The organism is Paenibacillus sp. GCM10027627, assembly GCF_042675505.1.
In the GTDB taxonomy this organism is placed as follows: domain Bacteria; phylum Bacillota; class Bacilli; order Paenibacillales; family Paenibacillaceae; genus Pristimantibacillus.
On the sequence record NZ_JBHTHB010000002.1, the window covers coordinates 383,346 to 396,473 of the forward strand.

At 51.7% G+C, this 13,128-nt stretch carries 13 protein-coding genes; all 13 read right to left on the bottom strand.

The features are described from left to right. Positions 1-28: 28 nt before the first annotated feature. The gene (locus ACFQZE_RS09800) at positions 29-160 is read right to left on the bottom strand and encodes a hypothetical protein (protein ID WP_379356256.1); all 132 of its coding nucleotides are present in this window, start codon (positions 158-160) and stop codon (positions 29-31) included. A 186-nt stretch (positions 161-346) separates the two neighbouring features. Further along, positions 347-1,894, bottom strand: a complete 1,548-nt coding sequence (locus ACFQZE_RS09805; protein WP_379356258.1) for a LysM peptidoglycan-binding domain-containing protein — start codon at positions 1,892-1,894, stop codon at positions 347-349. A 110-nt stretch (positions 1,895-2,004) separates the two neighbouring features. Next, positions 2,005-2,985 carry an RluA family pseudouridine synthase gene (locus ACFQZE_RS09810; RefSeq protein WP_379356260.1) on the bottom strand — a complete coding sequence of 327 codons (981 nt, stop codon included), beginning with the start codon at positions 2,983-2,985 and terminating at the stop codon, positions 2,005-2,007. A gap of 30 nt (positions 2,986-3,015) precedes the next feature. Next, positions 3,016-4,317, bottom strand: coding sequence for a glutamate-1-semialdehyde 2,1-aminomutase (hemL, locus tag ACFQZE_RS09815; RefSeq protein ID WP_379356262.1), 1,302 nt, complete (start codon positions 4,315-4,317; stop codon positions 3,016-3,018). Positions 4,318-4,321: 4 nt separating this feature from the next. After that, the gene (hemB, locus tag ACFQZE_RS09820; RefSeq protein ID WP_379356264.1) at positions 4,322-5,317 is read right to left on the bottom strand and encodes a porphobilinogen synthase; all 996 of its coding nucleotides are present in this window, start codon (positions 5,315-5,317) and stop codon (positions 4,322-4,324) included. Continuing rightward, positions 5,314-6,867, bottom strand: coding sequence for a uroporphyrinogen-III C-methyltransferase (gene cobA, locus ACFQZE_RS09825; protein ID WP_379356266.1), 1,554 nt, complete (start codon positions 6,865-6,867; stop codon positions 5,314-5,316). Before cobA ends, hemB begins: the two co-directional genes overlap by 4 nt. A gap of 3 nt (positions 6,868-6,870) precedes the next feature. Further along, positions 6,871-7,833, bottom strand: a complete 963-nt coding sequence (gene hemC, locus ACFQZE_RS09830; RefSeq protein WP_379356268.1) for a hydroxymethylbilane synthase — start codon at positions 7,831-7,833, stop codon at positions 6,871-6,873. A gap of 2 nt (positions 7,834-7,835) precedes the next feature. After that, positions 7,836-8,492, bottom strand: coding sequence for a precorrin-2 dehydrogenase/sirohydrochlorin ferrochelatase family protein (locus tag ACFQZE_RS09835; RefSeq protein ID WP_379356270.1), 657 nt, complete (start codon positions 8,490-8,492; stop codon positions 7,836-7,838). Positions 8,493-8,528: 36 nt separating this feature from the next. After that, the gene (gene ccsA / locus ACFQZE_RS09840; RefSeq protein ID WP_379356272.1) at positions 8,529-9,341 is read right to left on the bottom strand and encodes a cytochrome c biogenesis protein CcsA; all 813 of its coding nucleotides are present in this window, start codon (positions 9,339-9,341) and stop codon (positions 8,529-8,531) included. Positions 9,342-9,407: 66 nt separating this feature from the next. After that, positions 9,408-10,778: a glutamyl-tRNA reductase gene (hemA, locus tag ACFQZE_RS09845; protein WP_379356274.1), complete on the bottom strand. Its 1,371-nt coding sequence runs from the start codon at positions 10,776-10,778 to the stop codon at positions 9,408-9,410. A 196-nt stretch (positions 10,779-10,974) separates the two neighbouring features. Next, the gene (gene speD, locus ACFQZE_RS09850) at positions 10,975-11,373 is read right to left on the bottom strand and encodes an adenosylmethionine decarboxylase (RefSeq protein ID WP_379356276.1); all 399 of its coding nucleotides are present in this window, start codon (positions 11,371-11,373) and stop codon (positions 10,975-10,977) included. A 339-nt stretch (positions 11,374-11,712) separates the two neighbouring features. Continuing rightward, positions 11,713-12,303 carry a non-ribosomal peptide synthetase module gene (locus ACFQZE_RS09855; RefSeq protein WP_379356278.1) on the bottom strand — a complete coding sequence of 197 codons (591 nt, stop codon included), beginning with the start codon at positions 12,301-12,303 and terminating at the stop codon, positions 11,713-11,715. A 219-nt stretch (positions 12,304-12,522) separates the two neighbouring features. Then, complete coding sequence (gene yihA / locus ACFQZE_RS09860) at positions 12,523-13,110, bottom strand: ribosome biogenesis GTP-binding protein YihA/YsxC (protein WP_379356280.1); 588 nt, start codon at positions 13,108-13,110, stop codon at positions 12,523-12,525. Between the last annotated feature and the right edge of the window lie 18 nt (positions 13,111-13,128).

Sequence of the window (13,128 nt, forward strand, 5' to 3'; positions counted from 1 at the left end):
CATACGGCACTCGAACAGATAACGGCTGCTACCGGCCCGATTTAGCGCTAAGCGTACAGCCCGCGATTCGATCGAGCAACTCCGGGACGACCCGTATGCAGCCATATCCTGCAGAACCTCTCAGCGTTACGGTTCCACTCTCTGAAGGCTTGCTGCGCACTTTTCCCCTTCAACGTTGTTGTCACACCTATACCTACCATCATACCGCTGTTGGCAAGCGGAGTCAACCTGCCTATGAACATATAGGCTGTAGCTATAAAGAGGAAAGGTTGCGATAGGCCAATTATCCGATTTTATCCAAAGTGGCGGGAGTCGGGATCATTTCCCGACTGCCGCCACTTCTTTTCTATGGAATATAAAGCAGCTGACCTTCCGCAACGGCGGACTCATGCAATCCGTTATGCACGAGCAGCTCCCTAGGGTTCAAACTGTAGCGCAGCGCAATTTGCTCGAGCGTTTCCTCCCGCTGCACGATGCAGACCCTTATTTTCCGGAACTCTTGATCGTCAGCTTGCTTACTTAAGAAAAGCTTCTTCCATTCAATTTCTTCTTCGCCGGCTTGGTTGCGTGCGGCGTCGGCTTGCTGCTTCGAGATCGTCTCCTCCGCCGCTTGACGGGCCGCCTGCTCCCGCTTGCTGGACTGCAGAAGCGTTTTGAAGCTGACATCCGAACCGGCTTCATCGCCGCTGCCTACCGATTTGCCGGTAAAAGCGATTTGGACCTCTTGCGGCTTTTTAGCCAGAGCCTCTTCGGCTTGTTCGGCTTCAATCGCCTCCAAAATCGGCTCACGTTCGAGCTCCTGGTCCGTTTCCGGCTGCTGCTCGGCAGCCTCCCATTCCGCTTCCTCTTCTTCGGGGCGCTGAATGTATTCGGTCTGGTCCGGTTCTTGATTGTAGCTGGACTCTAACTGTTCGCGCGAGCTATACCACTCTTGCTCCGAATGTTCGGCCGCTCCCCAGCCCTGTTGTTGCGATTGGATTGGGGCACCCTGGTTCTGCTGCGTTTGGAACGCGCTCAAATGATCCTGCTGTGACTGGAATCCAGTCGTATGGTCCAGCGGCTGGAGCCCCGCTTCCCTGTCTCCTGAAGGCGGCGGGAATGCCGCTTGCGGATAAGCCGGTATATGGAACTGCTGATAAAACCCGTCTTGTCCCGCGAACGGCCCTCCCTCCTGCCCACCGGCAAAAGAAGGCGGCGGCTGCGCTCCATTCCATTGCAGCCAGCTATCCGCATACTGCCCGCTGGACGCCGCCGTAATTTCACGCTCTTCCCCGACTTCATCATCCGCAGGCCCGCTTTCCTCCGCTATGTAAAACTGTTGCGGCTGAAGCCCGGTCGCATCCGCATTTCTATCCGGAGCAAGCGCATCATGATAGGCAGGAAATGATGGTATCTGCTCAGACTGGAAGGCTTCATTTAAAGGATTCGCATATTCAGCGCCCTCATTTTGAAGCTGCTCGTACAACTCCCTCTGATGCACGGCAGTAAACGATTCATCTCCCCACTGAGGAGCTTGATCCTCGACAGGCTCGACGGATATTCCCCTGAGAGACAACACCCCTGTAATATTCAATGTCCGCGCCGAAATGAGATCCACATCAAAATTGTCGATTTCAATGGAAATATCGTCGAGTCTGGACACCCGATTCATCGGCAATGAAATCTCCACCGGAATCCAATGCTCCAGCGCAAGCGGTCCATCGCCGCCGTCTTGTCCGCGATAAACGCCGCTAAGCAGCAATTGCCCCTTTAGAATAGCCTGCTCCCCTTGGTCGATGACCTGTATCCGGGGGACAAGCTCAATTTCCTCCAATTCATCAATCCCTGCGACATCATCGGGAAGATGAACCCGCTCGTACACATCAAAACGCAATCCGTTCGATCCGTTAGACACGCCTTTTCCTCCCTTCTCGTACTGAATGCTTGGTCTAGCTATACATTCACTACTTATCTATATGGCTTGATAGCCGGGAGCATGACTGTCTTTTTGCGAAAATGGCACGATCAGCGCTTTGTCAGCCGCTCAAGCCATTGGGGCCAAGGAGCCTGTACGTTCACCATAAGCCCCGTTAACGGATGGGGAAATGTCAACTGCTCTCCATGAAGAGCCTGATGGCTTAGCCAGCGAGGGGAACCGCCATAAAGCGAGTCCCCCGTTAGCGGGTGACCGATATAGCTCATATGTACGCGAATTTGATGGGTTCTCCCCGTTTCTAGCTGAACGCTCACAAGGGTAAGCTCGGGCAATTTTTGCAAAACCTCATAATGAGTGACTGCTTCGTCGCCCGACGGCGTTACCCGTCGTCTAGAGGGGTGATGGCGGTCTTTGCCGATCGGCTCGCGAACGGCGCCGGCGCTTTTTTTCATAGCGCCTTCGACAAGGGCAACATATTTTCTGTCGATTGCCTTCTCACGCATCGCAGCGTCTAGCCGAAGCTGGGCCAAATCGTTTTTGGAATATAAAACGGGACCCGACGTCTCGTCATCAAGCCGATGAATATGGCGCACGGGCAACGGATCTCCGTTTTGCAGCAAATAAGCAGCCGCCATATCATCCAATGTGCCGCTTTGTCCATCGTAGGAAGCGTGCACCGGGATGCCGGCAGGCTTGTTTAATACAAGACAGTAGTCGTCTTCATAAAGCACCAGTTCCTCTATCCTTGCTCCTTGCGCTTCGATTCCGATTCGGCCCTTCTCCTCCGCCTTGCGATAGAGCGGATCCTTGCGGACATCCGCAGCGGGAAAAGCAAGCAGCCCGATTCGGTCGTCGATCCATTTGATCCCGCCAATCGAGAACAAACGGCCCAGCCACTTCTCTGGAAAAAGAGAAGAGGCCAGCAGCCATTGCCGCAAATGATGCGGATGGCTGCCAGCCTGTGGAACCGCGAGCTCTTTGGAAGCGGAAGACTGAGCGGCGTTTAACGCATAACCGATAGCGTCAAACTCCAGCCACTGTCCATTCCTTCTGCAATATAAATCAAGCACTCGCTTCAGCTCCTCCAATACTACCTCTCTTTACAAGCGCGCCAGCGCCGCGTCATGCGCGGCAATCGTCGCGTCCAGGTCGGCATCGGTATGCACGGCCGATACAAACATGCCCTCGAATTGAGAAGGAGCGATGCTTACGCCAAGATCCAGCATATGACCGAAATAGGATTTGAATTTGCCAAGATCCGAATGTTTGGCAACGTCGTAGTTAATGACCACTTTGTCTGTAAAAAACGGACAAACCATAGAACCTACGCGGTTAATCGTCGTAGCAACACCGTGTTTTGCAGCGTTGGCTTCAAAGCCGAGCTGAAGCTTAACCGCTTTTTGCTCCAGCAGCTCGTACGTTTCCTGTGTCAAAAGCTTAAGCGTCGTATAACCCGCCGCCATAGCGAGCGGATTGCCCGACAGCGTACCCGCTTGGTAGATCGGACCGCTTGGAGCGATCATGTCCATTAGTTCGCGTTTTCCGCCATATGCGCCTACCGGCAAGCCCCCGCCGATCACCTTGCCGAAGCAAGTAAGGTCCGGCGTTACGCCGAACAACCCTTGCGCGCAGTGATAGCCGACGCGGAAGCCCGTCATGACCTCGTCAAAAATGAGCAAGCTGCCATATTGCGTCGTAACGTCGCGCAGCCCTTCCAAAAAGCCCGGCAAAGGAGGCACTACGCCCATATTGCCCGCTACCGGTTCTACGATGACGCATGCGATTTCTTCGCCAAATTTTTCAAAAGCGAGCTTCACCGATTCTATATCGTTGTAAGGCACCGTAATGGTATGCGAAGCGACATGCTCTGGAACGCCCGGAGAATCCGGAAGTCCCAAAGTAGCAACGCCGGAGCCCGCTTTAATGAGCAGGCTGTCCGCATGTCCATGGTACGAGCCTTCAAATTTCAAAATTTTGCTTCGTTTTGTATACCCTCTCGCCAGACGCAGGGCACTCATCGTCGCTTCCGTACCGGAATTGACCATACGAACGATATCCACAGACGGTACGCGCTCGCAGACGAGCTCTGCCATAAGCGTTTCTATCTCGGTAGGAGCGCCGAAGCTTGTCCCCTTCTCGGCTGTCCGTTTAATCGCCTCCACCACTTCAGGGTGAGCGTGGCCCATAATAAGCGGACCCCAAGATGCTACATAATCGATATAAGAGTTGCCGTCGATGTCGTAAACGCGGCTTCCTTCCCCGCGCTCCATATAAACAGGCGTCAAACCTACCGATTTGAATGCTCGAACCGGTGAGTTCACTCCGCCGGGAATGACCTTCTTCGCCCGTTCGAAAGCTTCCGCGGAACGGGTTTCTTTTTGCCTGCCCCTTTGCTCAGCCATGTCGTTATTCTCCTCTCAAGTATCGGGCCGCGTCTTTGGCGTGATACGTAATAATAATATCTGCGCCTGCCCGTTTCATACTGGTCAACGTTTCCATCACGATGGAACGCTCGTTCACCCAGCCGTTTGCCGCAGCTGCTTTGACCATCGAATATTCAGCGCTCACATTGTAGGCGACGACAGGAAGGTCGAACTGATCCTTAAGCATCTTCACAATGTCCAAATAGGCCAGTGCCGGCTTCACCATCAGCATATCCGCGCCTTCTTGCACATCCGACTCTGCTTCGCGAAGCGCTTCGCGCGTATTGGCCGGGTCCATCTGGTAAGTCTTGCGGTCGCCGAATTGCGGAGCGGAATGGGCAGCGTCGCGGAACGGACCGTAGAAAGCGGACGCATATTTTACGGAATACGACATGATTGCGATGTCGCTAAATCCTGCTTCGTCAAGACCGGCTCTAATCGCTAGCACGAATCCGTCCATCATATTGGAAGGAGCAATGACGTCGGCTCCTGCCTCCGCTTGCGATATCGCCGTTTTGACAAGCAATTCGAGCGAACGGTCGTTGTCCACTACCGCGGTGCCGGTTGCTTCCTCCAAATGGACGATGCCGCAGTGGCCATGGTCCGTAAACTGGCACAAGCACGTATCCGCCACTACAACAAGCTCAGGCGCCCAGCCTTTGACCGCACGAATGGCCTCTTGCACAATTCCATTCGGATCGTAGGCCGAGGAGCCGTGAGCGTCTTTATGATCCGGTACGCCAAACAACAGAACGGACTTTAGACCAAGCGATACGATTTCTTTTATTTCCGCCTCCAACAGGTCGAGAGACAAATGAAACACACCCGGCATGGAAGGAATTTCTTCCCGCACCCCGCTGCCATGCGTTACAAAAATAGGGTAGATCATATCATTTACGCTAAGTTCCGTTTCTTTTACCATTCTTCTAAGGCCGGCCGATCTGCGCAGCCGGCGGTGTCTGACTACTGGAAAACTCATTTGTTCTTTCTCCTCTCTTGGTTGTACGCTGCTATCGCTTCAATGAGACTGTCTAGTGTGGAGGCTTCCGCTTCCACCGTCGCCCGCAGCCCCGCTTGTTCAATCGTTCCAGTCGTAATCGGGCCAATGCTTGCAATAGGGATAGTCTTCAGCAGCTCAGCAGCATTCTCGATGCCTTTCCGTTTCAAAATATCCAAAAAGTTGGTAACGGTCGAAGAGCTTGTAAAAGTAATCATATGAATGCCGCCGCTCTGAAGCCATTCCAAAGCGAGCTCGTCCTGCTCTTCCGCCATGACGGTATCATAGACGTCGATTTCCACCGCTTCCACGCCTCTCTTGGCAAGTTCGCGCGGAAGAACGTCGCGCGCCAAATCCCCACGCGGCAACAGGGCTTTATCTCCATTGGCGAGCTGCCCTTCCAGAGACTCCAGAAGCGATTCCGCGTGAAATTTAACCGGCAGCTCTTCTACGGTAAGCCCTCTTGAGATCAGAGCTTCGGCCGTTTTGGGACCTACGGCAACGATGCGCGCCGCATGGAATCTTCTCATATCTATGCCAAACCGGCGTAAAAACCGGAAAAAATAGTCCACTCCGTTGACGCTTGTAAACATAAGCCAGCCGTAGCTTTCCGCATCTTCCAGACTTGCTTTCAAATGCGTAAGCTCAGCCTCTCCGGCAGGTTCTCTCGTCTCGATAACGGGAAACTCGCATGGTTCTCCGCCAAGCGATTCGATGGCGTCCGCGAGTTCGCTCGCTTGCGCTCTCGCTCTCGTCACGAGCACCCTCATGCCGAATAGCGGCTTGCTTTCGTACCAGCGCAGCTTGTCGCGCTGCAAAACGACATCGCCAACTATAATGACGGCTGGGGGCTTAAAATTCGCTTCCGTAACAATCGCTTCTATCGTCTCAAGCGTCCCTACAATCGTCTCCTGCTCCACTCTCGTCCCCCAGCGGACAATCGCAACCGGAGTTTCCGGCGGCTTTCCGTGGCGAATGAGCTGATCGGCGATATATCCAATTTTGGCTACACCCATCAAAAACAGCAGCGTTCCCGTCGCATTGGTCACCTTGTCCCAGTGGATGGACCGGTCGAGCTTGTCCGGACTTTCGTGCCCGGTCACAATCGACAAGGAGGAGGCCAGATCGCGGTGGGTAACCGGAATTCCGGCATAAGCAGGCACCGCAATTGCGGAAGTAATACCCGGTACAATCTCGAACGTAATGCCATGATCGTAAAGAAGTTCCGCTTCCTCGCCCACCCGGCCAAAAATGGTAGGGTCTCCGCCTTTCAGACGGGTTACCGTTTTGCCCTGAAGTGCCAGATCGACGAGCAGCTGATTAATATCCTCCTGCTTCATCGTATGGCGATCCGGCAGCTTGCCGACGTAGACCATCTCCGTTCCAGGCTTTGCATGACGCAGAAGCCGCGGACTGGCCAATCGGTCGTAAACGACCACGTCGCATTCCTTCAGACATTCCAGTCCGCGAACCGTAATCAACTTCGGGTCGCCGGGACCCGCGCCAACCAAATAAACCTTCCCCTTGTTCATTGTTTAGCCCCCGATTTCCGCCAAAATGCGATCCGCCCCGCTTGCGATAAGCGCCTCGGCCACTTCTCTCCCCAATTGCTCGGGGTCCGTTCCCCGTTTCATTTCTTTAAGCAGCGTCGCTCCATCCGGCGAGCCGACCATACCTGTCAACTCTAGCAGAGTCGCCTCTCCATCCCGCGAGATGACCGTCGCATACGCTCCTATAGGAACTTGGCAGCCGCCGTGCAGTGTCCCTAGGAAGCTGCGCTCTGCCCTTACGGTAAATTCCGTTTCGAAATCGTTCAGAAACGACAGCAGCTCCCGAACCCGCTCATCGTTTTCCCGGCATTCAATGCCAAGCGCTCCTTGCCCGACAGCCGGCAAACATACATCCTCCGGGATAAGCGCCGAAATGCGGTCTTCCCAGCCCATCCGGGTGAGACCTGCCGCTGCAAGCACAACGGCATCGAACCCTTCCGTCTCCAGCTTGCGAATCCTGGAATCGATATTGCCGCGTATCGACTCCAGTACAAGATCCGGCCGCGCATTTTTTAATTGGCAGGAACGGCGCAAGCTGCTTGTGCCGACGCGCGCACCAAGCGGCAGGCTGCTAAGTGCGCTGCCGTCCTTTGTCACCAGGCAATCCAGCGGATTGACCCGTTTTGGCGTAGCCCCGTTCATAAGCCCTTCCGGCAATTCGTAAGGCATGTCTTTCATGCTATGTACAGCCAGATCGATCTCCCCGTCCAGCAGCGCCTGCTCGATTTCTTTGACAAACAAACCTTTGCCGCCGACTTTGGACAACGTAACATCCAAAATCCGATCGCCCTTCGTTACGATTTTGCGTATTTCAAACGTGTACGGCAGCCCCTGCTCCTCGCAAATACGCTTCAGCTCATCGATTACTTGCCCTGTTTGCGTTAGCGCAAGAGCGCTTTGGCGAGTACCGACCACAATGACCCTTCTATCTGTTCCATTGTCTATCATTTTTAGCTACCTCCCCTAGTTGCCGCCAGCAAGCGATCGAGCCACTGCCGGGCACTTAAACCTGCTATATGATCATCCAAAACCTCTTCCGCCGCATGACGGAGAATAGCTTCTTTTTTTTCGTTTTCGACCTGTTGGAGCGCCAACTCTCTAAGCTCCCGAAGCTTTTGCACGGCTCGCTCGTATCGGTCGCCGTATTGCGCCTCCAATTCCTTTTTCAACACCTTCGCCAAAGAAGGACTCGCGCCGGATGCCGTTACCGAAATGAGCAAATCGCCCCGACGGACGACGGCTGGCGTAATATAACTTCCGCTTTGAGCATCGTCGGCAATATTGGACAATATGCCCAGCTCCTCCGCCTCGGCCGCGATCGATTTATTGACGGTCCCATCGCTGGACGATGCGATGACAAGCCAAGCCCCAACGAGATCCCCCGCCTCATAGTTTCGATTGATCCATTTCAGTTGACCTCTGAGCGCCATGTCGCGGATATTTTCCGTCACATCAGGACTAATTAGGACAATGGTATCCGCGCCTGCTTCAATCAGCCCTCTTAGCTTCCGCTCGGCAACGGCACCTCCGCCCACAATGACGCAACGTCTGCCCGCAACCCGCAAAGCAACGGGATAATATCCGTTTGGAGCCGGTGTATCGATCATGATCTCCTTCTTTCCTTAGGCGTAAACTTTGCCTCGCTAATGAAATGAAGAAAACGAGCTTGTCAGAAGGTTTACTATAAGCATGCCAAAAGCAAGGATATACAGCTTCGCCAGCTGCTGTCCCGGCCTTTGATTCACCGCCCGCTGGTAAACGTAAGCAACGTACGCAATAAGCGATGCAAACGAGGTCAGCACCTTCCAGTCGAGGAGCAGCATAGCCCTTCCCTCCACCAGCAGAGAAATGACCGCAATCGCCAGCGACAGCGCCAGCAAGGGAACTCCGATAATGACGGCTCGATCAGCAAATCGCTCTATCGTATCAAGGCTCGGATAGCGGCGAACGTGTTTGGACCATTTTTTACTTTTCAAGCGATGATGCAGAAACAAATACATGCCGGCGAGCAAAGCCCCGACCGTTAGCGCTGCGTAAGCGCATAAAATCAAACTGATATGTACGTATAATAATTCCCGGGTCGTCTGCCATAGCTCATACGATTCCCCTTGCGCGGAACCGCTGTACAAATTAAGCGCTAGTACTGCGAAACTGACCACATTTACAAAAAACACAATATAATCGATAAAATAAAACCGGCTAATGACCAGCGAAACCGTAACTAAAAGCCACGAAAAGGCAAGCCAATATTCAAATGTCGTAAAACCCGTCCAGTCCGGGTGAGACAACACGCGCGTGACCAAAAAACCGGTCTGCAATATCCATACAAAAATAAGTAGCCCTGTACCTATCCGCTTCGCTCTCCGATTCGCATTCATAAAATCGGAAAAATAAAACAGTAGGCTCAGGGCGTAAATATAAAGTATCGCATCGTACATCCAGTTAGCTGTTATCATAGCTCCTCCACTTTACAGCCCTGTTCGTATTTAGCAGCAAATTCCTTGCTACCGGAGCCGGGTCGCTTAAGGGCGGGCGAATGCGGGAGCAGGCACATGGGTATGTACCGCACTGGCGCTTGCCTGAGGAGCTTCCTGAGCAGCCAGCTCGGCATTGCGCGTAGCCACAAGCTGCTCCTCCAGAGCAAACAGCTTGACGAACATATCCATAGCCTCATCCGCTTTTCTTTCGCCGGCCATTTCCTTAATGCGCAATATAGGGTCCTGCATCATTTGGTTGACAATGCTTTTTGTCAGCTTGCGAATGACTTTCAGCTCATGCTCTCCGAGGCCCGGCAGCTTGTTCGCGAGAGAATTCATCGTCTCCTCGTGTATGTCCGCCGACTTCGTCTGCAGCGCCCGAATCAACGGCACAACGCCAAGCGTCCGGTACCATTGCTCGAACTGCTCCATTTCCTCCGCAATCATAGCTTCTATTTTGGCTGCTTCCTGATGTCTTTGCTGCAGATTGCTCTGCACGATTCCTTCCAAGTCGTCTATATCGTAAAGGAATACATTTTCCACAGCGGCGATAGAAGGGTCCAAATCTCTAGGCACGGCAATATCAATCATAAAAAGAGGTTTGGATTTGCGTTTTTGCATCGCCGTCTGTACCTGCTCTCTTGTCAGGATGTATCCTTCTGCTCCCGTAGAGCTGATCAAGATGTCAATTTCATGCAGTCTGCTCGCCGCTTCCTCCATCGACCACGGCACCCCGCCGAACTTGTCCGCGAGCTGTACCGCTCTCTCAAAGGTTCGATTGGCCACGATGACGCTGTCCGCCCCATTTGAGTACAGGTGCTTCGCCGTCAATTCGCCGGTTTCTCCCGCTCCCAATATCATCACTTTCTTTTTGTTGAATTGGCCAAAAATTTGCTTGCCCAGCTCAACCGCCGCGTAGCTGACGGAAACAGCGGCTTCGCCGATCATCGTCTGCGAATGTGCGCGCTTTGCAAGCGTTACGGCCTGTTTAAACAACATATTGAACAAAGTGCCTGTCGCCTTTTGGCTTTGAGCCAGCAGAAACGCATTTTTCACTTGTCCCAAAATTTGCGTTTCGCCAATGACCATCGAATCAAGTCCGCTCGTCACTTTGAATAAATGTTGAATCGCTTTTTCATCCTCGTGCATATATAAATGATTCGTAAACTGCCCTCGCGGCAAGTTAAACCATTTCTCCATAAAACTGCGGATATAATGTCCGCACAATTGATGTCTGTCTACAACGGCATATAACTCCGTCCGGTTGCAGGTTGCGACAATCACACATTCCATAATGCTCTGCGTCCCCAAAAGACCCTTCAGTGCAGCCGGAAGTTCCTTTTCTGCAATTGCAAACTTTTCTCTTACTTCCACTGGGGCCGTTCGATAGTTGAGTCCTACTGCAATTATGTGCATGCGCGATCACCTGCCTCCTTCTTTAGCTCGTCCGAACCTTAGATGTCATCGAATATTATAGCATAGTTCGACATTCATAAAGAGTTCATTTTTGAATAATATTTGAAAAATTCATCCTCAGTATTCCCATTTGCCATAAAGAAATAACCATGGAGCTTAGTCCATGGTTATTTCCATATCGTTCTAATAATGAGCGTTAAACAAGCTCGATTTGTTTCATTGTTGGTTCTTCCACTTGCAGCTCACCCATGCCACGTACAAGCTTCTTCGCATGTGTCGTCTTCGGCTTAAGCACGGAAAGCATGTAATCGATCGCGAGCTGAGGATCTACAGTTTCACCGCAGGTATAGCAGTCCAGCGCGGCAAAGCCTCTCTCAGGATACGTATGGATCGAGAGGTGACTCTCCGACAGCAGCACGAGCACTGTTGCTCCTTGAGGATCAAATTGTTTGGATTGCACCGACAACACAGTTGCGCCGCATGCTTCCGCAGCCTCCACCATGTGAGATTGCAAAAATTCAGCGCTGTTCAGCAAATCAAAATCTACACCCCAAGCATCAACAGCAACGTGTCTTCCGAAAGTTGAGTATTCCATCTTCCGGTTCCCCCTTCCTAGGAATAAAATGTTTAAAAAAATTTCATCCGCTAGGACCTACGTCATTCACTTCCCGAGGGATTAATCTCTCGCAACATAACTATGTCCTGAGTGAATCCTGGTTCCTAATTATTCAGTTATCATTCTTTTCAACGAAAATAAAAATAACATCTATCGGTGAGAATTGCAATAGTTTTTTTTGTTTAGGCGGCAATTGGGAAAAGTAAGCTCGTATAAGTTTCAATGTATGCGGAAATCGCCCCGCCCGAAACTGTCGAAATAAAAAAAGAGCGGCTGTCCGTACAGCCCCTCTTTTTCTTTGGTTCAATTGTCCCTCACTTAAGCTTCCAAAACAAACAGCTTGCGAGTCAGCTCCGTCAAACGCTCGTCGATCGCAGCAATTTCCGCTTTATCGCGTGTTTGATTGCGCAAATCGAGCAATTCGTTGACCGCACCGTTAATCAATCCGATTTCCCGCTCGATCAGGCGGCTGTGGAATACTCTCTCGAGCTGCCCCAGCGTATCCTTGTGCTCGAACACAACCCGTTCACTCGCACCCGAGCTTTCCACGATTTTGTGGACGGCGCCGTTCCTATAATGATAGATCATCGTATAATGGCTGTAAATTCGGTTGACAGTCGCATTTCCTTTAAAAGCGGATACCGCTTTTCGCAGCGCGTTGGTCAGCCTTGGTTCTACAAGACGGCAAGTAAGCTCGCATACATAAAAGTCTTGTTGACGCTCGAAGCTCAGTCGGACTTCTTCCCTCCCTGCCACGTCATGAAGAACAAGCTCTTGGTTGCCGTTATCTAGCACTAGCACCTGCAAACGCAATTGCTGGTCTTCCATCAGTGCGATAAAACGGGCCATTTCTTCATGTTTCAGCTGCAGTTTGGCATTGACATACTCTGTGGCTAGCCGCTTAGCCATAAAAATCTCTCCAATTCTTTGAGACCCCGCCGTTTGAAATAAGGCGGCAGCCTTTTCAGCATTGCTTAGTCTTTATTATACGTGATCGGATCGATTTATTCCTGCCGTCCAGACGCGATATTTGAGCATATTTCCATAAAAATCGGAGGATTTCACGAGGAACCCTAACTATATTGCTGTATTCTCTGCTTTATCTAATAACTTCAAGCACTTTCTGCCTTATGTGGCGATCGCTTCCGAAATAACGTCCCAAAGCTGCTCGCGGCCAAGCCCGGTCTCAGAAGAAAACATAACAATCTTATCTCTCGGGTCGATTTCCAGCGTCGTCTTGATTGCCTTAACATGCTTGTCCCACTTGGATCTCGGAATTTTATCCGCTTTTGTTGCCACAACACAGGTTGGAATGTTGAAATGTTTAAGCCAATGATACATAAGCACGTCATCCTTGGACGGCTCATGGCGAATGTCAATAATAAGCAATTGAAGCTTTAGCGGCTCCCGTTCTTGCAAATACGTTTCGATCATTTGCCCGAACTGCTCCCTTTGCGTTTTCGACACTTTTGCGTAGCCGTAACCAGGGAAATCGACCAAATAAACCATATCGTTGACTCGATAATAGTTAAGCTGCTGGGTTTTGCCCGGCTGGGAGCTCGTTCTGGCCAAATTTTTGCGCATGATCAATTTGTTGATAAGCGATGATTTACCCACGTTGGAACGCCCTGCCAGAGCAATCTCCGGCAAGGCGTCTTCTGGATATTGATGCGGCTTAACCGCACTAATGATGAATTGTGCATCCATAATTTTCATGAAATAATTGTACCTTTC

What these genes read in the sequence shown, in the direction of transcription:
- hemA (WP_379356274.1), bottom strand. Translation starts at nt 10,778, where the DNA reads ATGCACATAATTGCAGTAGGACTCAACTATCGAACGGCCCCAGTGGAA.
- hemL (WP_379356262.1), bottom strand. Translation starts at nt 4,317, where the DNA reads ATGGCTGAGCAAAGGGGCAGGCAAAAAGAAACCCGTTCCGCGGAAGCT.
- ACFQZE_RS09835 (WP_379356270.1), bottom strand. Translation starts at nt 8,492, where the DNA reads ATGATCGATACACCGGCTCCAAACGGATATTATCCCGTTGCTTTGCGG.
- hemB (WP_379356264.1), bottom strand. Translation starts at nt 5,317, where the DNA reads ATGAGTTTTCCAGTAGTCAGACACCGCCGGCTGCGCAGATCGGCCGGC.
- yihA (WP_379356280.1), bottom strand. Translation starts at nt 13,110, where the DNA reads ATGAAAATTATGGATGCACAATTCATCATTAGTGCGGTTAAGCCGCAT.
- ACFQZE_RS09855 (WP_379356278.1), bottom strand. Translation starts at nt 12,303, where the DNA reads ATGGCTAAGCGGCTAGCCACAGAGTATGTCAATGCCAAACTGCAGCTG.
- ccsA (WP_379356272.1), bottom strand. Translation starts at nt 9,341, where the DNA reads ATGATAACAGCTAACTGGATGTACGATGCGATACTTTATATTTACGCC.
- speD (WP_379356276.1), bottom strand. Translation starts at nt 11,373, where the DNA reads ATGGAATACTCAACTTTCGGAAGACACGTTGCTGTTGATGCTTGGGGT.
- hemC (WP_379356268.1), bottom strand. Translation starts at nt 7,833, where the DNA reads ATGATAGACAATGGAACAGATAGAAGGGTCATTGTGGTCGGTACTCGC.
- cobA (WP_379356266.1), bottom strand. Translation starts at nt 6,867, where the DNA reads ATGAACAAGGGGAAGGTTTATTTGGTTGGCGCGGGTCCCGGCGACCCG.